General features: G+C 29.6%; 22 protein-coding genes. 1 reads left to right on the forward strand and 21 read right to left on the reverse strand.

Annotated elements, in window-relative coordinates:
• Positions 1-79: 79 nt before the first annotated feature.
• The 10 genes from DY168_RS07575 to DY168_RS07620 all read right to left on the reverse strand — a co-directional run bounded on the left by DY168_RS07575 (position 80) and on the right by DY168_RS07620 (position 11,080).
• Positions 80-1,198, reverse strand: coding sequence for a glycosyltransferase family 4 protein (locus DY168_RS07575; protein WP_115641216.1), 1,119 nt, complete (start codon positions 1,196-1,198; stop codon positions 80-82).
• A gap of 8 nt (positions 1,199-1,206) precedes the next feature.
• Complete coding sequence (locus DY168_RS07580) at positions 1,207-1,929, reverse strand: WecB/TagA/CpsF family glycosyltransferase (RefSeq protein WP_115642444.1); 723 nt, start codon at positions 1,927-1,929, stop codon at positions 1,207-1,209.
• Between the two features lie 19 nt (positions 1,930-1,948).
• Positions 1,949-3,199: an O-antigen ligase family protein gene (locus DY168_RS07585; protein WP_115641217.1), complete on the reverse strand. Its 1,251-nt coding sequence runs from the start codon at positions 3,197-3,199 to the stop codon at positions 1,949-1,951.
• Positions 3,200-3,238: 39 nt separating this feature from the next.
• Positions 3,239-4,327, reverse strand: coding sequence for a glycosyltransferase family 4 protein (locus DY168_RS07590; protein WP_115641218.1), 1,089 nt, complete (start codon positions 4,325-4,327; stop codon positions 3,239-3,241).
• A 65-nt stretch (positions 4,328-4,392) separates the two neighbouring features.
• Positions 4,393-5,781 (reverse strand): sugar transferase, encoded by a 1,389-nt coding sequence (locus DY168_RS07595; protein ID WP_115641219.1) that lies wholly within the window; start codon positions 5,779-5,781, stop codon positions 4,393-4,395.
• 220 nt (positions 5,782-6,001) lie between these two features.
• Complete coding sequence (locus DY168_RS07600) at positions 6,002-6,760, reverse strand: tyrosine-protein phosphatase (protein WP_115641220.1); 759 nt, start codon at positions 6,758-6,760, stop codon at positions 6,002-6,004.
• Positions 6,761-6,777: 17 nt separating this feature from the next.
• Positions 6,778-7,461: a CpsD/CapB family tyrosine-protein kinase gene (locus tag DY168_RS07605; protein WP_115641221.1), complete on the reverse strand. Its 684-nt coding sequence runs from the start codon at positions 7,459-7,461 to the stop codon at positions 6,778-6,780.
• An 8-nt stretch (positions 7,462-7,469) separates the two neighbouring features.
• Positions 7,470-8,144, reverse strand: a complete 675-nt coding sequence (locus tag DY168_RS07610) for a YveK family protein (RefSeq protein WP_115641222.1) — start codon at positions 8,142-8,144, stop codon at positions 7,470-7,472.
• Positions 8,145-8,215: 71 nt separating this feature from the next.
• Positions 8,216-9,289 (reverse strand): tetratricopeptide repeat protein, encoded by a 1,074-nt coding sequence (locus DY168_RS07615; RefSeq protein ID WP_115641223.1) that lies wholly within the window; start codon positions 9,287-9,289, stop codon positions 8,216-8,218.
• Between the two features lie 54 nt (positions 9,290-9,343).
• Complete coding sequence (locus DY168_RS07620) at positions 9,344-11,080, reverse strand: phospho-sugar mutase (RefSeq protein WP_115641224.1); 1,737 nt, start codon at positions 11,078-11,080, stop codon at positions 9,344-9,346.
• Between the two features lie 214 nt (positions 11,081-11,294).
• On the opposite strand from DY168_RS07620, the gene DY168_RS07625 reads away from it, so the two are divergent.
• The gene (locus DY168_RS07625; protein WP_115641225.1) at positions 11,295-12,755 is read left to right on the forward strand and encodes an aminotransferase class I/II-fold pyridoxal phosphate-dependent enzyme; all 1,461 of its coding nucleotides are present in this window, start codon (positions 11,295-11,297) and stop codon (positions 12,753-12,755) included.
• Between the two features lie 63 nt (positions 12,756-12,818).
• Here DY168_RS07625 and DY168_RS07630 read toward each other — a convergent pair whose 3' ends face one another.
• From DY168_RS07630 to topA, 11 genes are all read right to left on the reverse strand, one after another.
• A complete protein-coding gene (locus DY168_RS07630) occupies positions 12,819-13,394 on the reverse strand; it encodes an indolepyruvate oxidoreductase subunit beta (protein ID WP_115641226.1) in 576 nt (191 codons plus the stop codon).
• A 1-nt stretch (position 13,395) separates the two neighbouring features.
• Positions 13,396-15,156, reverse strand: a complete 1,761-nt coding sequence (iorA, locus tag DY168_RS07635; protein ID WP_115641227.1) for an indolepyruvate ferredoxin oxidoreductase subunit alpha — start codon at positions 15,154-15,156, stop codon at positions 13,396-13,398.
• 18 nt (positions 15,157-15,174) lie between these two features.
• Positions 15,175-16,071, reverse strand: a complete 897-nt coding sequence (locus DY168_RS07640; protein WP_115641228.1) for a phosphate butyryltransferase — start codon at positions 16,069-16,071, stop codon at positions 15,175-15,177.
• A 215-nt stretch (positions 16,072-16,286) separates the two neighbouring features.
• Positions 16,287-17,078: a phosphatidate cytidylyltransferase gene (locus tag DY168_RS07645; RefSeq protein WP_242984083.1), complete on the reverse strand. Its 792-nt coding sequence runs from the start codon at positions 17,076-17,078 to the stop codon at positions 16,287-16,289.
• Between the two features lie 17 nt (positions 17,079-17,095).
• Positions 17,096-17,800, reverse strand: a complete 705-nt coding sequence (locus DY168_RS07650; RefSeq protein WP_242984169.1) for an isoprenyl transferase — start codon at positions 17,798-17,800, stop codon at positions 17,096-17,098.
• Positions 17,801-17,939: 139 nt separating this feature from the next.
• Entirely contained in the window at positions 17,940-18,497 is a 558-nt protein-coding gene (gene frr, locus DY168_RS07655) for a ribosome recycling factor (protein WP_115641230.1), read from the reverse strand.
• A 15-nt stretch (positions 18,498-18,512) separates the two neighbouring features.
• Entirely contained in the window at positions 18,513-19,226 is a 714-nt protein-coding gene (gene pyrH / locus DY168_RS07660) for a UMP kinase (protein WP_115641231.1), read from the reverse strand.
• Positions 19,227-19,298: 72 nt separating this feature from the next.
• Positions 19,299-20,222 (reverse strand): translation elongation factor Ts, encoded by a 924-nt coding sequence (gene tsf / locus DY168_RS07665; RefSeq protein ID WP_115641232.1) that lies wholly within the window; start codon positions 20,220-20,222, stop codon positions 19,299-19,301.
• A gap of 70 nt (positions 20,223-20,292) precedes the next feature.
• Positions 20,293-20,994, reverse strand: a complete 702-nt coding sequence (rpsB, locus tag DY168_RS07670; protein WP_115641233.1) for a 30S ribosomal protein S2 — start codon at positions 20,992-20,994, stop codon at positions 20,293-20,295.
• A 230-nt stretch (positions 20,995-21,224) separates the two neighbouring features.
• Positions 21,225-22,001, reverse strand: coding sequence for a GTP-sensing pleiotropic transcriptional regulator CodY (gene codY / locus DY168_RS07675; RefSeq protein WP_115641234.1), 777 nt, complete (start codon positions 21,999-22,001; stop codon positions 21,225-21,227).
• A 244-nt stretch (positions 22,002-22,245) separates the two neighbouring features.
• A complete protein-coding gene (gene topA, locus DY168_RS07680; RefSeq protein WP_115641235.1) occupies positions 22,246-24,333 on the reverse strand; it encodes a type I DNA topoisomerase in 2,088 nt (695 codons plus the stop codon).
• Positions 24,334-24,393 lie beyond the last annotated feature (60 nt).

The raw sequence follows: 24,393 nt of genomic DNA on the forward strand, positions 1-24,393 counted from the left end.
TTATTTTTTATAAAAAAAATGATGAATTAAAATATTTACTCTTAATTCATCATCTTTTATTAAAAGAACTTAATCTTTTCTATAATTTTGATACATATTTATAAAGCTTATCTATGATTTTATTCCAATCATATCTTTCTTTTGTAAATTCATAAGTTTTATTACTAATTTCTTTTATATTTGATTTGTATATAGCTTCTTGTAGTGCTTTTGTTAACGCCTTCGTGTCTTTTATAGGTACAGTAGCTCCATTGCCATCTCTTACTATCTCTTTTGCTATACCTACCTCTGTTGATACTATAACGTCGCCAAAAGCGGCTGCTTCTATAAAGGCTATCCCAAAACTTTCAAAGTTAGAGGTTAACGAAAATATCTTAGCTCTTTGATACTCTTCATATAAGCACTTTCTATTTTCTATATTACCCTTAATTATTAATTTGCTAGCTATATTAGGATAGTACTCTAAATAACCTTTTATGTATTCTTTAAATTTTTCTTCAACTGGCCCAACTATTACAAGTTTCCAATCCGTTTTATCTATACCTTCTATATTCGCAAAAGCTTCTAGCAACATAGAAGTGTTCTTTTCCTCTGCTCCAACCCTTGTAACACTTAAAATTATATTTTCTTTTTTAGAAAAGTCATAAGAAAGTCCTATATCCTTTATATAATCAAAATCTACACCATTAGAAATGTTTATTATCTTATGTTTTTGACTTGGCAGTAAGCTTTTGATTTTAGGATAAAGTTCCTCTTGCTCTACACTTATTAAATCAATCTTGTTAAAAGCTTTATTTAACATTTTGTATTTTAGACTACTTAATCCCTCAATTCTTTCTACTAACTTATGACTACAATCAAGTTTTAGATATATCTTTCCTTTTGAATTAAATATCTTATATGTATAAGCATAAATGAAGGAGGATAATGTAGTGTGGAATATTTGTATTACATCATAATCTTTAGCATATCTAACTAAATGTAATGCCCCATCTAATGAAAAATTATTAAATATCCTTTTTATAAATCTTAAATTAATACCCTTAACTTCTTTATCTAAGTAGGGGTATTCTCCGTTTTCATAAGTAATTACAGAAACATCACAGCCATGTCTTTTAAACAACTTATAAGGTATCATCCCCATATCCTTAATTAAATGAACATTTTCTGTTTTTAAATATTGCATCCCATATCTCATAAACCCACCTACACTTTACCTATTATAGCTCTAATCATAAATTTAGGTATAGATTTCATTCTCTTAATCCTAAAAGGTTCTTTTAATATTCTATAAAGCCACTCTATTCCAAAAGTTATCATCCACTTTGGTGCTCTCTTTAGTTCCCCCGCTAATATATCAAAACTTCCACCAACCCCCATAAAAACTTTACAAGGAAGTTTATCCATATATCTTATTATAAATCGTTCTTGTCTTGGGCATCCCATTGCAACAAATAAAACATCAGGATTACATTTATTTATATCTTCTATTATATCATCACAATTATCTAAATCAAAATATCCATCCTTATAACCTACCACTTTGATATTTTTATAAGTTGACTCTATATTTGTCTTACACCTTTTTACTACTGATTCTTTTGATCCTAGTAAATATATACTTTTATCCTTTTTATTACAGTAACTTATAATATCTTGCATAACTTCAATACCTGCAATTTTTTCTTTTACTTTTAAACCCTTAACCTTTGCAGAAAATATAACACCAACACCATCTGGTATTATTATGCTTCTCTTAGAGGTAAAGTTTTCATAAAGTGACTTTTCAAACAATCCTTGATATAAAACTTCTGGATTTCCAGATACAATATGTACGCACCCCTCGGAGCTTACTATTTGTTCTATACCATTTAATATTTCTTTTTTATATCCACTATAAATTGGATATCCCAAAATTTCTATCATAATCTTCACATCCATTTACATTCTAGTTATTAAAAATTACTATATTTTCTCTAATATACTCTGCAATAAATGCAAAAATCCAAAAATGAACTGCCACTTGTGGAGCAAAGAATATATTATCAAACAAGTTTAATATAATCATCACAATTAAAGAAATGAAAAACCCTGTATAAAATTCTCCATAATAACTTTTTAAGTTTTTCCTTAAAAAGTTAACTGTTTTTATTATTCTACCCATTATAACTATAAATATAATAAATGCGAACACTCCAAGTTCACTAAACACCTTAAGAAAAGAATTATGGCTAGGATATCCCTTTATATCTTCCATCCATAGTTCAGGATACCTCTCAACATAGTTATCATAAAGTGCTGAAAAGTTACCATTTCCAATACCTTTAAAAGGATGTTCTTTAATCATCTTTAATGCTACTCTCCATATATTTATTCTAGACATATTTTGTGATACATCAGCAAATTGAAGGAGTCTTCCTCTCATAGATGGAAAGACTAAGGCTCCTGCGCCACCTAAAGCTAATATATATAAAAATTTATAACTATAAAGTAGTGCTAATACTACAATTCCTATAGTCCAAGCTAACCAAGAATTCCTAGAAAAACTTAGAACTATATTAATAGATATTAGTAATAAGTTAAATCCATAAAACCACTTTATTTTCTTGTTTTTTTCGCTTATAAGTAAGCTTAACATAGGGAAAAAGCTTATAACTAAAAAGGCACCAAATGCATTAGGATTTCCAAGCGTTGATTGCACTCTATTAACCTTGTCCATTATTATAACTGTAGTAGATACTCCTTTTCCTGTAAAAAATTGAATTATACCAAATATACATATGATTCCTGTCATAACAAAATAATTAGTAATAATCATCCTAAAAAAGCTTTTATTATTAAGTTCTAAGTAAATCATTATTCCTATCATTATGTAACTAAAAAATCTAAATGCTTCTCCTATTGATACTAATTTATTACTTGCATATATAGTTGAAATTATCATAAAAACAAATAATAACACCATGCTTTTAATAAGTTTATTTTTGAATACTCTTTTTGAATTAATAACTATATATCTTTTTGCATCACCACATCTTAATATGGCAATAAAATAGAATATAAATAATAAACATAACATTGAATCTGCAGGTCCTATATTCTTATATATACTAAAATCTCTTGGAACAAGCAAAAGAGCTGCTAAATAGCAATTCAGTACAAATAATAAGTTCTTTTTTACTTTATTAGATAATTGCATTGGTTTACCTCCAAATTTAAACTTGTAACTTTTTTAAATTTAATTCTCATATATTTTTTTTGTAAGATCTATCATATTTTCTAAAGAATATACCTTTTTACAATAATTATAAGCCATAATTGATTTGTTTTTAGCCTCTTCGTAATTATTTATAACATATTCCATAGCTTTTTGCATTTCTTTTATAGAAGCCTTTTCTATAACTATACCATACTTACCATTTTTCAAAATATCTCTAATAGCACCTACATCTGTAGATATTATAGGCACCTTTTGTTTTATAGTCTCTAAAATAACAAAAGGAAAACCTTCTTTTACTGAAGATAGTGTAAAACAATTAAAACCTTTTATAAGTTCCCCACCGTTTTTTTTGTATCCCAAAAATTTTATTCTATCTTCTTCATCGGACAAAGAAATCATTTCTTTTTTTAATATTCCTTCACCAATTAATATAAGTTCAGATTTAGGATAAGTCTTTAATACTTCTTTAAATGCTTTTATTAAATATCTATGTCCTTTGGTTTCATAAAAGTTAGCTACTAACCCAAATGTAAATGTATCACTTTCTTTAAGTGTCATGTTATTGTTATCACTTTCAAAACTTATACCATTAGGGATGTAAGCTAATTCTCTTTTTGGTATTATACCTAAATCTTTTGCTATCGTTATATCTTTAGGGTCCACACATATTATATTATCACTAAATTTCGCTTCTCTTTTTTCAGCTATTTTATATATAGTTTGTTTAAGCTTGCTCATAGGCTCATTAAAAACAAAGCCATGGGCTGTGTATACTATGTTGTTCACCATAGCCCTTTTAGCTGCCTCTCTTGCTAAAACTCCTGCTTTAGAGCTATGGCTATGAACTATATCGAATTTTTCTTTTAAAAATTCTTTTTTTAAATATTTATAAGCCTTGTAGTCATTTATCGGGCTTATTTCTCTCACCATATTAGGTATAGACTTATGCTTTATATTCATACCCTCTAAGATACCTATCATATCTCCTCCGCTACCGGAATACACAGTTATATCATAAGAAGATTTTAGTCCTTGGCATAGCAAGAGTATATTTTTTTGAGCTCCACCCATTTCTGATTGAGTAATCACATATGCTAACTTTTTCATCAATCTACCTCATATTTTTTTATTTTAGTATGTTATAAAAGATATTAAGCAAGGCCTAATATCTTTTAATCTTTATCTACAACTATTTTAGGATTCCTTTTCTTTATTATATCCATTAATGGCTCTTCTAATGTTACGCCTTCTGAGCTTTCTTTCATAAACATTATCTTTATTGTCTGAAGTATAAGCTTTAAATCTAATAAAATGGAATAGTTTTTGATGTATATTATGTCATACCTTACCTTATCCTCTGGTGTAGTAGTGTATTTCCCCATAACTTGTGCAACACCTGTTAACCCTGCTTTTACCAAAGTCCTATATTTAAAGTCTGAAATCTCTGCTTTGAACTTTTCTACAAAAAAAGGTCTTTCAGGTCTTGGTCCAACTACGCTCATATCACCTTTCAATATATTAAAAAATTGAGGCAGCTCATCTATTCTAGTAGCACGCATAACTTTCCCTATCTTAGTTATTCTAGGATCATCTTCACCAGCTAATATAGGTCCTGTAAGTTTTTCTGCATTCATGACCATTGTTCTAAATTTAAGAACTTGGAACCTCTTTTCTCCAATAGTCACTCTTTCTTGTTTATAAAATATGTTACCTTTGTCTGTTAACTTTATAATTATAGCTACAATTATCATAATTGGACTCGTTAAAACTATTCCAATTATAGAAGTTATAATATCTAATATTCGTTTAAAGAATAGCTGTTCAAAATTAAGTCCTAATTTTTGCACCTTAAACATTGGAATATCATCTGCTCTATTTAATTTAGAGTTCAATATTGCAATTTCATATATATCCGGTATTATATATATACTCTTTCTATTATCTAAACATTTGTCTACTATGCTACTTTTTATATTATAATCTACATCATTGCATATAAAAACAACCTCTACATTATCTAAATACTCATCTATATTTTTCGAATTACTTCCACATATATACTTTATGTTATACAATTCATTTTGCTTTAGAATTATCTTTTTTGCAACATAATCTATATTCTTTTCGCCAATTATGAGAGAATTTTTAACACCATGTTGTATTCTTCTCAACTTCCAAACTATGCTTCTCCATATACTCAACAAAGCAAGCTGTATAAATGGACTTATTATAAGAACACTTCTTGGAAAGGCGAATCCCCTTGCAAAAAATGTTATAAAAGCTGTAGTAATAAAAAGTGAAATTACTGTTAGAGTTATAGAATATATTGTTTCCCCTATGCTTTTTTTTAATATATCACTTAATCCAAAGACATACATAAATATTAAATATGATACTATTATAAATGGTATTATGTCTATAAAGGGTTCTAGATTGTAAATAGGTGGTTCAAATTGAAACTTTATGATAAAGGCTATGTATATTGATAAAATGACCAATATTGAATCAATTAGATATGTTCCCAATTTAAACGTTTCTGTAACAACTTTTTTATTTTTCATATTGCACCTCATTCAAGCTTGTTTTCTTAAATAATTTTACACTTTAAACTTTATTAAGTCAAACCAATAATATAATGTCTTCCATATACATACATAAGGTTATATAATGATATGTTATTTACTAGCATTATTTTAAAATAGGTAGCCTACAAAACTTTTTACAAATTTTATAAGACTACCTATTTAAAAACTTATTATTGTAAATATCTCAATACTTATCTTAACCTTTTTTAAAGAAATCAAATAATCTTTTTCTTTTATCTGAAATTATATCCAATATCTCAACTTCTATTCCATCTAATACCTTTTCCTCATTATTTAGAATCCATTTATATAAATCTAAATTCCGATTTTTAATAACTTCAAAGGCATCTTTTATATTGGTATTTCTTTTACTATCATTATGTCCGTCACTACCTAAAATGTGCGCTAAGTTTTTATCTACTAAACTTTCTGCAAACTTTTTAATTCTATCACCATAAATTCCAATAAGACTCCCAGCATTCATTTGTATTAGGGTACCTTGGTTAACTAAATCCATAAGTAAGCTAGGGTCCTTTAATATTGCTATATTTCTTTCAGGATGAGCAATAATAGGATTAAGCCCTAAAAGCCTTAGTTCATAAAATACATCTTTTGTGTATATAGGAAAGTCTCTCATAGGTAATTCAATTAATAAGTAGCTCTTATCATTTATACCCCATATCTTCTCTTTTTCATATAAGTAAGGCAATTCAGGATTTATATACAATTCTAATCCATTTGCTATTTTTATATCACAAGTAGCCTTCCTTAAGAGTTCAATGCTTTCTAGGTATTCTATTCTGTCTATTTCGTATTCCCCTACAATAAAATGGGGAGTAGCACAGATTGCCTTTACGCCTTGTTCTTTAGAGTTTTCAATCATATTTAAAGACATTTGAAAACTACTAGATCCATCATCTACTGAGGGTATAATATGACTATGAAAATCTATCATATAACATTCCTCCTATATTAATTGCTTTCATATTCATTATAGTAATTCCCATAATAATATTCCTGCGAATCCGTAGGAACCTTATTTAAAACTACTCCAAGTAATTTTCCACCAACCTTATATATTAGCTCTTTAGATTTCATTAATGCTACCTTCTCCGCTTTACCATATGCTGCTACCATTATTACACCATTTACTACAGTAGATAGTATCTGTGCATCTGTTACCGCTATAACTGGCGGGGAATCAATTATAATTATATCAAAAAGTTCCTCAAGATTTATAATGGTATCTTTCATCTTTTTCGTTCCTAGTAATTCGGATGGATTAGGAGGCATTGCCCCACTAGTTAAAACGAATAAGTTAGATGTTGATGTAGACAAAATACATTCGTCCATATCTTTATCTTTTATTAATATATTAGTTAGTCCTTCTCTGTTTGGCAAACCTAATTTTTTATGTATTGAGGGTTTCCTAAAATCACAATCTAATAAAAGAACCCTTTTTCCACTTTGAGCTATAGTTATTGCTAAATTTATAGCTACAGTACTTTTTCCTTCTCCTGGTCCTGATGAAGTTACAAGTATAGTCTTTAAATTATCTCCATCTATAGATGAAAATTGTATATTTGTTCTTAAAGTTCTGTACGCTTCAGCGGATCTAGATTTAGGATTTTTAACTGTAATTATATCATCAATCATAGTTAGTCCTACCTTTCTTCTTCTGTTAGAGGGATTATACCTATTACTGGCACCTCTAGTAATTTTTCGATATCTTGTTCTGTTTTTACTGTATTATCTAAATACTCTATAATAAATACCAAACCTACCGACATCATAACCCCTAAAAAAAGAGCTATAATAATATTAAAAAATATTTTAGGGCTATCCTTAGAACTTGCAAGTGAAGCTTCATCTAGCAACTGAACATTATCAGCTTTTTTAGCTGCTTTACTTACACTTTTCAAAGATAAGGATAATTGATTTGCTATTTTTCTTGCTTCTTCTGGATCTTTTGCCTTAACGGTAATTGTTAAAAACTCAGTGTCTCCTTTTGGAGCTACTGTAACCATTGATAATAGATCCACAGGTGTAATATCAAGTTTTAATTTTTCAATTACATCTTCTGATACAGTTCTTGATTTCGCAAATTCGCTATAAGTTTTAACCATCTTTTGATACATTATTACATCATTATAATTTTGATTTTGGTTTTGTGATTCACTAACCTCGCTCTTTCCTATTATAACTGATATATCTGATTTATAAGTTGGTTTAATAACAAATATGCTGATTACAGCACTTAAGATTGTTGCAAGTAGAGTAATTCCTAAAATGATTTTAAATCTTTTCTTTATTATAAAAATATATTCTTTTAATTCCATTAGTTTCCTCCATACATTGAAATAATTTTATAAAATTATTGATTTAATTTTATAAAACTCTTTTAATTTTATTATTTAATAGTTTTTTCTATCTCTTTAATTATATCATCTTCTGGACTTATTTCTTTACCTTTTGAAATATATACTTCAGCATTCTTTTTATCTCCTATTTTTAAATAAGAAACTGCTAAATTTGTACAAAATTCAATACTTTGAGATACCTCAAATCCTTTCTTAAAATATATAATAGAATTGTTATAATCACCTATAGAAGCATAATTAAGTCCTAATTCATTTACTACCTCTAAAATATCACTATCTATTGATCTACTTTCATTTAAATAGTATATAGCCTTTTGATAATTGCCTGTAATCCTATAAGCTACAGCTATATGATAAAAAAGCATAGGATTTTCTTCATGATCTTTTACTAAAGGCAATAACTTTTCTAATGCCTTTTTAGGATCATCATAAATCAATTCTTTTCCATCTTGATAATTTAATGATTGAAGTATAGTCTCTTTAAGATGTAGTGATTGAGTCTTAAACTCTCCTTCCCGCTTTACACATTCTTCAATAGCTAGTATTGCATTTTCATACTCTTCTTCATCTTTATATATTAATGCTTCATAAAAGTATGGGAGATCATAACTATTTATAGTTTTTAAATAGTCAATAAGTTCTAATTCTTCTTTTATAAATTCATTTTCTTTTGTTCTTAATATTTCTAGTATCCATATAGCCTTTTCAATATTTTCTTCATCATCATCTACTGAAATTAATCCCTTAAGTAGCACATATGCATCTTCATAATTCTTTTCTTTAACATAGCATGCTATTTCACCCTTTACGTACTTTATAGATTCTTCATTTTTTATAACTAAGGCTTTATATATATTGTTATATTCAAACTCACTATCTGCACCTAGTATTAAAAATATAGATTTTACTATTTTATTTAAAGGTATACTTTCTAATTTTAAAGTTTCTACAATTTCTTTAGTAATATAAGAAGACTCTACAGGTATAAATATATTATCTTTGTTTATTAATTTTGTGTTGAAAAGTTCTTCTACCACTTCTTTTTTAACTTCTATAAAAATTAACTTTTGTAGTTTTTGTTTGAATTTAGAGTTTATATCCAAAAAAACCCTCCTTATTTAATAATCATTCTATTACCTTTTTAATTTTAAACATAACTAATGTTCTATATCCATAGCATTATTTACTATATCCATTATGCTATGTTCTAATTTAACAATTTTTTCTTCAGCGTCAATGCTATCATAAGACCATGCTGAAATATAAATTTTAATTTTAGGTTCCGTACCTGAAGGTCTAACAACAAACCAGGATTCATCCTTTAATATAAATTTAAGTACATTTGATTTTGGAAGACCTATGATTTTTTCTTCTATTTTAATAAGATCTTTTTCAACTCCAGTTTTATAGTCTAACTTCTTTATTATATTAACATTATTTATAGTAGGTTTCATTGAATGTCTTAAGTAATCTATACATCTTTCAATTTTATCTTGTCCTTCTTTACCTTGTAATTTAATAGATATAAGCTTTTCTTTATAATAACCATATCTATTATATATTTCAAGCAAGGCATCATATAAAGTTTTCCCTTTTTCTTTATAATATAATGTCATTTCTGATATTAACATAGCTGTTATAATTGCATCTTTATCCCGCACAAAATCTCCTGCTAGATACCCATAGCTCTCTTCGAATGCAAATATAAAATCTTTTTGTTTATTATTTTCATATTCTGTAATCTTTTCTCCTATATACTTAAATCCAGTAAGCACATCCATAACTTCCACATTATAATCTTTTGCTATCTTTTTTACTAGATCTGTAGTAACAATAGTTTTTAATATAATTGGGTTCCTTGGCATTAAACTGCTTTCTTTTAAAGATTGCATAATATAATTAGATAAAAGAATGCCTATTTCATTTCCACTTAATGATTTATATTCTTCTTTATCAAATACTACTACCCCAATTCTATCACAATCTGGATCTGTTCCAAATATTATATCAGGCTTTATTTCATAAGCCAGATTTATAGCTAGCTCAAAAGATTTAGGGTCTTCTGGGTTTGGATACTCTACTGTTGGAAAATCCCCATTTGGCTCTTCTTGCTTTTTAACCACATGTACATCTGTATACCCTAATTGTTTTAACATATTTCTCATTGGTATATTACCTGAGCCATGTATAGGTGTGTATATTATTTTAAGGTTCTTTGCATTTTCCTTTATCATATCTTTTCTTATAGATAACCTTTTTACTTTATCTATATAAGAAGAATCTATGTCTTCTCCAATAATATTAAATAAATTCTTTTCTATTGCTAGTTCCTTTTTTATTGTTTTGACCCCTTCAAATACTTTGACGTTATTAATATATTTATATATATCTTTAGCCTTAGTATCAGTAATTTGTCCCCCGTCTTCACCATATACTTTATATCCATTATATTCTTTAGGGTTATGGGAAGCGGTTATCACTATCCCTGCATTACAGTGTAGCTGCCTCAATGCATAAGAAAGCATAGGAGTTGGCCTTAAATATTCAAATAAGTAACACTTGATCCCATTAGCACAAAGCGTTAGTGCTGTTTTTTCAGAAAACTCTTTTGACATATTTCGTGAATCATAAGCAATGGCTACGGAAGACTCTTTATATGTGCTATTTAAATATTGAGCTAAACCTTCTGTTGCTTTACCTACAGTATATAAATTCATTCTATTTGTTCCAGCACCCATTAATCCTCTTAACCCACCAGTTCCAAATTCTAAATCTTTATAAAATCTATCAATTATTTCTGTTTGATTATTCTTAATTGAAATTAGCTCACCTTTAGTATTATTATCAATGAACTTTGAACTTAACCATTCCTCATATACCTTATAATGATACATATTATTATCCTCCTAGAAATTCTTAACAAACCTATTATACTAAAAAAGATCTTATAAGTACACCCAAGTATTTATAAATAGCACATATTATATTTTTTTATTACCTTTTGATATTGCATTTAAGCACTATATAACATATAATAATATTGTTTTTCAAGAGATGTAAATTTAAATATTTATTAGATTATAACAGGAAAGAAGGTGCTATAGTAAGGTGTATAAATTAGATCAAAATGAAACCCCATTGTTTGATTCTTTAATGGAATATGTAAATAGAGAAACTATACCATTTCACGTTCCTGGCCATAAAAAGGGCATTGGTATGGATGAAGAATTTAAAAGTTTTATGGGTATAAATCCATTTAAAATTGATGTAACTGTATTTAAGCTAGTGGATAGTCTTCATCACCCTACAGGTCCCATAAAAAAGGCTCAAGAACTGGCAGCAGATGCCTATGGATCAGAAGATGCATTTTTCTCAATCCATGGAACTTCTGGTGCAATTCAAGCTATGATAATGTCCGCAGTAGGTTCCGGTGATACATTATTAGTTCCAAGAAATGTACATAAATCTGTTACTGCTGGAATTATCCTAAGTGGCGCTACCCCGGTATATATGCAGCCTGAATTAGATAAGAACTTAGGTATAGCTCAAGGTGTAACCCCAGAGACTGTAGAAGCAACCTTAAAAGACCATCCTGAAACAAAGGCAGTTTTGATAATAAACCCTACTTACTATGGTGTAGCTACAGATTTAAAGCGTATAGCTGAAATCGTTCATAGTTATGATATACCTTTAATTGTAGATGAAGCACATGGTCCTCACTTAAGATTTAATGATAAATTACCACTATCTGCAATAGATGCTGGTGCTGATATATGTGCTCAAAGTACACATAAAATAATAGGTGCTTTAACTCAATGTTCTTTATTACATGTTAACTCAAAATATATAGATTCTTCAAGAGTTCAACAGATTCTAAATTTATTACAAACAACCTCGCCATCTTATATACTCATGGCGTCATTAGATTGTTCTAGGCGTCAGATTGCACTTCATGGTAAAGAACTGCTTGAAGGTTCATTAGCACTTTGTAGCTATGCTAGAGATGAGATAAATAAAATACCAGGACTTTATTGTTTTGGTGATGAAATATTAGAATCCCCTGGAGTATTTTCACTAGATCCCACAAAGCTTACAATTACTTGTAGAGACTTAGGTATTACAGGATATGATTTAGATATGATTTTGTCTACAAAATATCATATTCAAATGGAGCTTTCAGATCTTTATAATGTTTTGGCAGTAGGCTCTTTTGGAGATACTAAAGAAAGCATAGATAAACTTATAGAAGCCTTAAAAGAAATAAGTGCAGAGTACTCATATAAAAATTCTAAAAAGCCAGATTTTATTGATATACCGTCTATACCTGAAAGAATATTAATACCTAGAGATGCTTTTAACAGCAATAAGGAATCAATTCTTCTAGATGATAGTATAGGTTTAATTAGCGGTGAATTTTTATTAGCTTATCCACCAGGAATTCCAATTTTATGTCCTGGAGAAAAAATCACTGAAGAAATAATAAGCTATGTAAATGAACTTAAAGATGCAGGGCTTTATGTTCAAGGTACAGAAGATCCGAAGGTAGAATATATAAAAGTTGTAAAATAACAAAAAAGTGGAGATTTGACTCTCCATTTTTTTGTTTTATTAGTTTTATTAGTTTTATTAGTTTTAAAACTCTAACCCTATTTTAAATGCCTTCTTATTAAGATCTAATGCTTTATTAGGCACATTGTTTTCCAAAACTTTTCCCCAATCCATATCTTCTAAATTTAATGCTTTAATTAACGCCCCTAATAAAATAATGTTTTGAGCTTTTATATTCCCAAGATCCTTTGCCATAGTATAAGCATCAACAATAACAGTGTTTTTAACCAAAGCTTTCAATCTACTGCTAACCTCTTTGGGATAACCTTCCATACCTATAAGTACAGTAATAGGATATATTTCATAATCATTAACTATCAAAGTACCCTCGTCTTTTAAATAAGAAACCCATCTGGCAGCCTCACTTTTTTCAAATGAAACAATTACATCTACAGTTCCTTTTTCAATTAATGGTGAACAAACACATTCTCCATACCTTACTTGAGTTGTTACACTTCCTCCTCTTTGCGCCATTCCGTGTACTTCTGACATTTTTACGTCATAACCAAAATTCAAAAGTCCTTCTGTCAATACCTTAGATGCTAATATGGTTCCTTGACCCCCTACACCTACAAATAAAATATTTTTAGTATTACTCATTTTATTCACCTACCTTTTCAATAGCTCCGAACTTACATACCTGCTTACATATTTCGCACCCATTACACATATCTTTATCTATGCTTACAATTCCATCTTTATAATTTAATGCAGGGCATCCAACCTTTAAACAGGCTTTGCACTTTTTGCATTTTATAGGATCTATTTTGCACTTCATATGTGCTCTGTACTTTATTACATCTTTTATCAAAGCGCAGGGCTGCTTTGCTATTATAACAAAAGGCTCTTCACTTTCATAAGCTTCTTTTACAGCAGCTTCAGTAACCTTTAAATCATAAGGATCTACAACCCTCAAGTTCTCTTTTTTAATTCCCAAGGATAATACTAATCCTTCGATATCTATTATAGGTGCATTTTTACGTTGAAGTGTTTTCCCTGTACCAGGATTTTCTTGATGACCTGTCATACCTGTAATCCTATTATCTAATATACATGTAACTATTGGAATTCCGTTATAAACAGAATCTATAAGTCCTGTTATTCCAGAGTGAAAGAATGTTGAGTCACCTATAAATGCAAACACCTTTGATTTATCTCCAGATAGTTCCCTTGCCTTTTGCATCCCAAGTCCTGATGAAATAGAAGCTCCCATACAAATAACTGTATCTGTAACACTAAGTGGTGGCATCATTCCAAGAGTATAGCACCCTATATCCCCTGTAGCTATTATATCCTTATATTTTGATACGGCATAAAACATTCCTCTATGTGGACACCCAGCACAAAGCACTGGAGGTCTTGATGGTGGAACTATATCCGTTATATAATTCGAATCCGATTTTTTACCTAAAATAGCTTCTCTTATAATTTCTGGATTCAATTCTCCACATATAGGAATTATATCTTTACCTATACAATCTATTCCCATTACCTTTATAGCATTTTCTAAATAAGGTTCATTTTCTTCTATTACATAAAGTTTGTCCACTTTTCTAGAAAAATCTTTTATTAATTTATCTGGCAGAGGATAACTCATTCCTATTTTAAGATAAGATGCATCATTACCGAAAACTTCTTTGGCATACTGATAGCTTATACCACTAGTTATTATTCCTATAGATTTATCATTCATCTCTACCTTATTTAAAAATGTTATATTAGAGAGTTCTCTTAATCTTTCTAACCTTTCTTCTACCTCATAATGTTTCTTTCTGGAATTAGCAGGTATCATAGCATATTTTGATATGTTTTTTACATAGGGTTTAACAGGAACCTCTAGCTTTTCTCCAAGTTCAACAGGTCCTTTCGAGTGAGAAATTCTAGTAGTACTTCTAAATAAAACAACAGTATCAAAATCTTCACTTATCTTAAAGGCTTCTTTCATAAATATTCTACACTCATCTGAATCAGAAGGTTCTATAAGTGCTATCTTTGAATGGGGTGCATATAGTCTATTGTCTTGCTCATTTTGAGATGAGTGCATACCTGGATCATCTGCAGTTACTACTACAAAGCCACCATTAACACCTTCATAAGCCATGGTAAAGAGTGGATCTGCTGCTACATTGAGTCCTACATGTTTCATAGCTGATAAGCTTCTAGCTCCACCTATAGATGCTCCAGACGCAACTTCGAATCCTACCTTCTCATTTGGTGCCCATTCTGCATAAACCCCTTCATAAGTAGCAAAGTTCTCTAATATTTCTGTGCTAGGTGTACCAGGATATCCTGATGCAATTTTACAATCTGCTTCATAGGCACCTCTTGCAATAGCTTCATTTCCTGACATTATAACTTTCATAAAATCTCCTCCTAAAAATTAGTCCATCAGCGCTCCAAGTGCTATGGAATATAGCTTTGACATTGCTGAATCTGCTCTTGATACCAAAACTATCGGACATTTAGCTCCCACGATTATACCTGCACTTTTAGCATTTCCAAAATAAGTTAATGACTTTCCTAAAAAGTTACCAGATTCTATATTTGGAACAAGTAGTATATCAGCATCTCCTGCAACTTCACTTTTAATCCCTTTATGATTTGCAGCCTCTTTAGATATTGAATTATCAAGTCCTAATGGTCCATCAACTAAACACCCTTTTATTTGTCCTCTTTTATTCATTTGAGATAACATAGAGGCATCTAATGTAGATTGCATGGAAGGGTTAACGGTTTCAACAGCGCATATGGCTGCCACCTTAGGAGTTTGAATTCCAAGGCTACTTGCAACAAACACCGCATTATTTATTATTGCAACTTTATCATTAACATCTGGATAAGGTATCATTCCTCCATCTGTTAAAAAGAGTAATTTATGATAAGTTGGTGTTTCGTAAACCATAACATGTGAAAGTATCCCTTTACCTCTAAGATCTGCTTTTTTATCAAGTACCGCTTTTAATAAATCTGCAGTATTTATCATTCCTTTCATTATAAAATCAGCTTTTCCTAAGGATACCTCTTCTACTGCAATCTTTGCTGCATTTTTACTATTCTCTTCATTTATAATTTTCGCACCTTTAAGTAATATATTTTCATCTTTTAAAATAGATTCAATTCTTTGTTTATTTCCAACTAACGTAGCATTTACAATTCCTAAATTAACAGCTTTTGCTACAGCTTTTAATATTTCACTATCATCCGCAACAGCTACGGAAATAGTTTTAACAGGTTTATTCTTAGCCATATCAATAAGTTGTTCTAATTCCTTAACCATATAACCCTCCCCTATATTTTTTATAAGAAGTTAATTTAATTAGTTATAACTTCCTATAAATAACTTTTGTGACCTTCTTTTAGTATATTACAACTAGTCGATATATTCAATTTATTCTATTTAATTATTCATATGTGATTAAATATTTCGCATAAAAAAGAGTCTTATATGAATATAAGACTCTTTTTTATAGGTTAAAAATGTTAATTTTATAATTAAAGCTGTAATATAAAATGAAGATAATAAAACACCATTACAGACGAGAATAGTATACTATCAAATCTGTCTAATATTCCACCATGACCTGGTATTAAGTTACTATAATCTTTTATACCTACATATCTTTTTATAGCTGATGCTGATAAATCACCAAATTGACCTGCTATGGCACCTAATAATCCCAATATAACATAATGATAATTTGCTATTGGTACACTCTTACTTATAAAAAATCCAAAAGCACCACAAACTACCATACTACCAATTAGTCCTCCAATAGATCCTTCTATAGTCTTTTTAGGACTTACCTTAGGACATAATTTTCTTTTCCCAAAAATTCTACCTGTATAATAAGCTGCCGTATCACAAATCCATGAAGATAAAAATATTATCCATACCATGTATTTTCCATATTGCATCTGATTTACTAATGAAATAAAACTAAAGAATATCCCGCAATAAATAAACCCTAATAACGTTACAGATATATCTATAAAATTATACTTCACATTTAATACTGAATTTATTAAAAGGATAAAAATTAATAGTATAATAATAAATAATGATATCTCGGAATTTGAATTAAATATATAATAAAAAACACAAGCTATATACCCTAGTATTGGCATAGGTTTAATATTTACAGCTTTAGCTGCATTATATATTTCATACATTCCAATTAAGGACAAAGCTAAAGACATAACTTTCAAATACGGTCCTCCTATAAATAAAAACACAATAAGAGGAGATAACATTAATGCACCTAGATACCTATTATTAGATTTCAACTTACCACCTACATTCTTTATTTTACCCTACCAAATCTTCTATCTCTCATTTGATAGTCTGCTATAGCCTTATGGAGATCTTTCACCCCAAAATCTGGCCAGTATATATTAGAATACCAAAACTCAGAATAAGCACACTGCCATAATAAAAAATTACTTATTCGTTGTTCTCCACTTGGTCTTATTATTAAATCTGGATCTGGCATATCTTTTGTATAAAGATACTTATTAAAAGTTTTTTCATCTATTGGTTGTTTTAATATGCCTTTTTCGCTAAAGTCTTTAATCAAGCTGTTAACAGCATAGACTATTTCATCTCTTCCACCATAGTTCAAAGCTAAATTCATAGTTACGCCTGTATTGTTTTTAGTTTTTTCATATGCACTAATAAGTTCTTTTTGGCATGATAAAGGTAATTTTGTTATATCTCCAATATGATTTATAACTACACCATTTTCATGTAATTCATTAAATTCATTTCTTAAATACTGAATCAAAAGTCCCATTAATGTATTTATTTCTTCCTTTGGTCTCTTCCAGTTTTCTGTAGAGAAGGCATATAACGTTAAATACTTTACTCCTAATTTATTACATTCTTTAACAATACACCTTATTGTCTCTACCCCAGCTTTATGTCCCATGGATCTTGGTAAATTCTTTTCTTTTGCCCATCTTCCATTTCCATCCATGATTATAGCTATATGTTTTGGTATATTATCCATATCTAATTTTAGCTGTTCATTTATCTTAATAGATCTTTTCTTAAATATATTAAACAATTACAATGCCCCCAATACTAAAAAAATATTAAATAAAACCCGCAAAGCAGGTTTTATTTATTTTAAACTTAAAGATATTTAACTATACTGACATTACTTCTTTTTCTTTATCATCTATTATAATGTCCACTTGTTTTATATAGCTGTCTGTAAGCTTTTGTATATCATCTTCTACATTTTTAACTTCATCTTCTGAAAGACTTCCATCTTTTTTCATATTCTTTATTTTATCGTTACTTTCTCTTCTTATAGATCTTATGGCAACCTTAGAATCTTCCCCTGATTTTTTTATATTTTTAACTAGATTTTTCCTAGTTTCCTCAGTAAGCTCTGGTACCATAAGTCTTATAACAGTTCCATCATTTGAAGGATTTATACCTAAGTCTGATTTTAAAATTGATCTTTCAATATCTTTAAGAAGTGATTTTTCCCAAGGCTGGATTAGAATTACCCTAGGTTCTGGGGCAGAAATATTCCCTACCTGACTTAAAGGTACCATACTCCCGTAATATTCTACCTCTATTCTATCGAGCATTGTAGGATTTGCCCTACCTGCCTTCATAGTAGATAAATCACTTTTTAGTACCATTGTTGTCTTTTTCATCTTGTCTTCAGCTTTTTTAATAATATCTTTTATCATAATAACCCTCCTATATTATTTTGATGATATTAGAGTACCTAATTTTTCACCCATTATAGCTTTTTTTATATTCCCTGGATTATCTAATCCAAATACTAAGATAGGTATGTTATTATCCATACATAAAGATGCAGCCGTTGAATCCATTACTTGTAGTCCCTTTTCTAATACTTCCATATGAGACAAATTATCAAACTTTATAGCATCATTATATTTATGGGGATCTTTATCATAAACTCCATCTACCTTTTTAGCTAATAATATTACATCGACTTCCATTTCTGCAGCTCTTAATGCAGCAGTTGTATCTGTAGAGAAATATGGATTTCCAGTTCCTGCAGCAAATATCACAACTCTTCCTTTTTCTAAATGTCTCATTGCTCTTCTTCTTATAAATGGTTCTGCGATTTCCTTCATTTCAATTGCAGTTTGCACCCTAGTATGCACGCCTACATTTTCAAGAGAATCTTGAAGAGCTAATGCATTTATGCAAGTTGCTAGCATCCCCATATAGTCTGCTGTAGCTCTGTCCATGCCTTTGCCACTTCTTCCTCTCCATATGTTTCCGCCTCCAACAACAACACCTATCTCTACTCCCATGTCCACTAATTCTTTAATTTCTATAGCTATTCTTGTGGCAACATCAAAGTCGATACCAAATCCATTATCTCCTGCTAGTGCTTCTCCAGATACTTTAAGTATTATTCTCTTGTACTTGCAAACTTCCATATAATAACCCCCGTAAAATTATTGCTTATAATAGATATTTTTAAAAAAAGAGAACACGCAGTGTTCTCTTTTTTATTTTCCCTGCTGCATTTGCTTTTGAACTTCTTCAGCAAAGTTTTCTTCTTTTTTCTCTATTCCTTCGCCCTTTTCGAATCTTTCAAATCTATTAATCTTTATTTCAGATCCTACTTCCTTGGACTTTTCTTTCAAATACTTTGAAATTGTGTAATCAGCATCTTTTACCCAAACTTGCTCAACTAAACAAACTTCTTTATAGTATTTTTGAATTCTACCTTCAACCATTTTTTCAACTATCTTTTCAGGTTTTCCTTCATTTAAAGCTTGAACTTTATATATTTCTCTTTCTTTTTCAATTGATACTTGATCTACAGATGTTTTATCTAAGAATAATGGATTAGTTGCTGCAATTTGCATAGCAACATCTTTAGCAACTGTTTCTAATATTTCGTTGCTATTTTCACATCCTAATTCAACTAAAACTCCAATTCTGCCGCCACCATGAACATAGCTTGCTATCACACCATTTTGAACATTTAATTTAACAAATCTTCTAATGTTCATATTTTCCCCAAGCTTTGCTATTAAATCAGTTAAAACTTCTTTTAAAGATTTAGCTTTATTATCTATATGTTTTTCTTCTATAAATTCTTCAATATTCTTTGCATTAGAAACTGCAGCCATTTTAGCTAAGCTCTTAGCAAATTTTATAAACTCTTCATTTAGTGAAACAAAATCAGTTTCACAATTTAATTCAACCATACCAGCTTGTTTTTTGTCTTCAGAAATGAATGTTTCAACTACTCCTTCTGAAGCAATTCTACCAGCCTTTTTAGCTGCTGCTGCTAATCCCTTTTCTCTCAATACTTCAACTGCTTTTTCCATATTTCCTTCTGCTTCAGTTAAAGCTTTTTTGCAATCCATCATTCCAGCACCAGTCATATCTCTTAGTTCTTTTACAGACTTTGCAGTAATCATTTTAATTCCTCCCTATTCAGTTAGTTTAAATGGCAAATGAGATTTAAACCTCATCTACCATTCATATCAACTATTCAGCTAGTTGTTCACCTTGTCTTCCTTCTATAACAGCATCAGCCATTCTTCCAGTTATCAACTTAACTGCTCTTATTGCATCATCGTTTCCTGGTATTATATAATCAACTTCATCTGGATCACAGTTTGTGTCAACTATTCCTACTACAGGAATTCCTAATATCTTAGCTTCTGAAACAGCATTTTTTTCTTTTCTTGGGTCAACAACAAATAATGCTCCAATGTTGCTTACATCCATGTTTTGAATTCCACCTAAATTAGCTTCTAGTTTTTCCATTTCATTTCTAAGATGAGTTACTTCTTTCTTTGGAAGAACGTCGAATGTTCCATCTTCTTCCATAGTTCTTAAGTCATTTAATCTTTTTATTCTAGCTTTTATAGTTTTAAAGTTTGTTAACATTCCACCTAACCATCTATTGTTAACAAAATGCATTCCTGATCTTTCAGCTTCCTCACGTATAGCTTCTTGAGCTTGCTTTTTAGTTCCAACAAATAGAATATCTTTTCCATCTACTGATAATTGTCTAATGAAATCATAAGCGTTATCTATTTTCTTAACTGTTTTTTGAAGGTCGATTATATATATACCATTTCTTTCAGTAAATATATATGGAGCCATTTTAGGGTTCCACCTTCTTGTTTGATGTCCAAAATGAACACCTGCTTCTAATAATTGTTTCATTGAAATTACTGCCATTTTATATACCTCCTTGGTTTTTACCTCCATCGTTCTCATATCCATAAAATACCCTTAGGGCACCACTTTATAAATTGAACAATGTGTGTATTTTCTCTTTTGATAGTATATCATAATGCTATCATAGTAGCAATATGTATTTTAAAATTCATCAACATTTTTATTGATTTAATCCTTTTAATCCAAAATGATATAAAAAAAAGGTAAAAGGATAATTCCTTTTACCTTTTTTATTTCATCTTTTTTAATTCATCTAGTAACTTATCATTCAATATCTTTATATGTGTACCCTTCATTCCTAAAGATCTCGATTCAATTACTCCTGCACTTTCAAACTTTCTAAGAGCATTTACGATAACTGATCTAGTGATTCCAACTTTATCAGCTATTTTAGAAGCTACTAACAGACCTTCACTTCCATTTAACTCGTTAAATATGTGTTCTACAGCTTCTAGTTCAGAATAAGATAAGGTACCAATAGCTAATTGTACTACTGCTTTTTTACGAGCTTCCTCTTCTATTACATCTTGCTTAGCTCTTAACATTTCAAGTCCTACAATTGTAGCACTATACTCTGCTAAAACTAAATCATCATCAGTAAATAGATCTCCAAATCTAGCTAAAAGTAAAGTACCAATTCTATCCCTGTTTCCTATTATAGGAACTATCGTAGAATTCTTTTCTAGTGAGTTGCATTCACAATTATCTTCAAAGACACAACTTCCCTTACTTGGAACATTTGATATTGTTTCATGAATATTTAAAAGATTATTGTTATAGTCTTCTGGGAATCTCCCTTCATCTAAAACATTTCTTTTTACTTTATCGCACTCAAATCCTTTGGAAAAATTATGTCCTAGTATTTTTCCTTTTCTGCTTACTATATAAACATTACATTCCAGAACTTCACTTAGGATCTTACAAATATCATCAAATACTACTGGTTCTGCTCCAGATTTTTGAAGTATCTTATTTAGGCTTCTTGCTTTACTCAATAATGTAGACATTTTATTCCTCCTTACAATAAATTATATAAAACATCTAATTCATATACATTTATATAACTTTTAAGTCTATTGACTATTCTAAATATTTAATCATTTCTAAATATTTAGAATAGTCGTAGCTTTACCTAAATCATAATATCATACTATAGAATAAGTTTCAACCTAAATCTTATTAATTCAACATATTTTTGACTATATTAAAATTAAATTATCAGTAATAAGTTGCTAATTATTGATAAATTACTTATTCTTCAGCTTGTTTTTCTATAATTTCTTTAAACTTGCACTCTACATTAGAGCATTCTAAATAATTCCCTTTAGATTTACTGTATTTTTTATACATAAATGTTCCACATTTAATGCACTTTTTTTCTGAAGGTTCAAACCAACTAATAAAATCACATTCTGGATAACTAGAGCACCCATAAAATCTATTACCTTTTTTGCTTCTTTTAGCAACTAATATCCCCCCACACTTAGGGCATGGAGCTTTTAGTTCTTCCACTATAGCCTTAGTGTTTTTACATTCTGGGTATGCAGGACAAGCTAAAAACTTACCAAATCTTCCGTGTTTAATAACCATTAGTTTGCCGCATTTATCGCAAGGTACTTCACTTACTTCATCCTCTATTGTTATTTTACATATCTCTTTTTCAGCTATATCTATAGATTCCTTTAACGGTTTAAAAAACTCATCTACAACTTCTTTCCATGGCTCCGTTCCTTCTTCTACACTATCTAGTTTATTTTCCATTGCAGCAGTAAACTCTATGTCAACTATTTGTTTAAAATATTTTTCCATAATATCATTTACTATTTTACCTAGATCTGTTGGTAATAAGTTCTTTTTCTCTCTATCAATGTATTTCCTGCTAAAGAGTGTAGATATAGTTGGTACATAAGTACTAGGTCTTCCTATTCCATTTTCCTCCATGGTTTTAACAAAACTTGCTTCTGTATACCTAGCAAGAGGCTGTGTGAAATGTTGTTTAGGATTTATATCACAACATTTTAAAATTTCATCTTCAATAAGCTCAGGTATTTTTGTGTTTTCTTCTTCTGTATCAGGAGCATAATCATACACTTTCATAAAACCCTCAAATTTAATTGATGATCCACTAGCTCTAAAAGTATAATCTCCATTCTTTACCTCTACTGAAATAGTATTTAATATACAAGATGACATTTGACTTCCTACATATCTATTCCATATAAGTAAATACAATTTATATTGTTCTGGTTTAAGACTTGCTTTTACCTTCTCTGGAGTAATATTTATATCTGAAGGTCTTATAGCTTCATGGGCATCTTGTATATTCTTTTTACTCTTATAAACTCTAGGCTCTTTTGGTAAATAGTCTTTACCATAGGTGCTTTCGATAAATTCCATAGCATATCCTTGAGCTTCCTCAGATATACGTACAGAATCCGTCCTCATATAAGTAATTAAACCAATAGTACCATAGCCCTTTATTTCAACTCCTTCATAAAGTTGTTGAGCTACAGACATAGTTTTTTTAGTTGCAAAGTTTATCTTTTTATACGCTTCTTGTTGCAATGTACTTGTTGTAAATGGAGGAAGCGGATTTTTATTTTTTAAAGACTTCTTAATCTTTTCTACTTTGAAATCATTGCTTTTTATATCTTCAATAATATTATTAGCTTCTTGTTCATCTTTTATTTCTATCTTTTTGTTATTATAACCTGTAAGTTTTATAGGAAATTTTATTTTTTCCTTTAAAATGCTGCATTCTATACTCCAATACTCTTTTGGAATAAACTTTTCAATTTCTGCTTCTCTATCACAAATCAAATGTAGCGCTGCTGATTGAACCCTACCTGCACTAAGTCCCCACTTTACATTTCTCCATAAAATTGGGCTTATTTCATATCCAACTAGCCTATCTAGAACTCTTCTTGCTTGTTGAGCATCTACTAAATCTTCATCTATAGTTCTTGAGTTCTTTATAGAATTTTTTACGGCAGTTTTAGTAATTTCATTAAACTCTATTCTACATTTATCTTTTTTGTCTATTTTTAGTGCTGTGGCTAAATGCCATGAAATAGCTTCTCCCTCTCTATCAGGGTCTGTTGCAAGATAAACTTTATCGCTTTTTTTTGCAAGTTTTCTTAGCTTATCTAATAATTCACCCTTACCTCTTATTGTAATATATTTAGGGTCATAATTATTTTCTATGTCCACTCCTAGTTGACTTTTAGGCAAATCTCTAACATGTCCCATAGATGCCTCTACTATATAATTTTTTCCTAAATACTTACCGATTGTTTTTGCCTTTGCTGGTGATTCAACAATAACTAAATTTTGTCCCATATAATACTCCATAATGAAATGGAGATTTCACCCCCTACGTAATATAATCCCACAGATATC

The organism is Clostridium putrefaciens, assembly GCF_900461105.1.
GTDB lineage: Bacteria > Bacillota > Clostridia > Clostridiales > Clostridiaceae > Clostridium_L > Clostridium_L putrefaciens.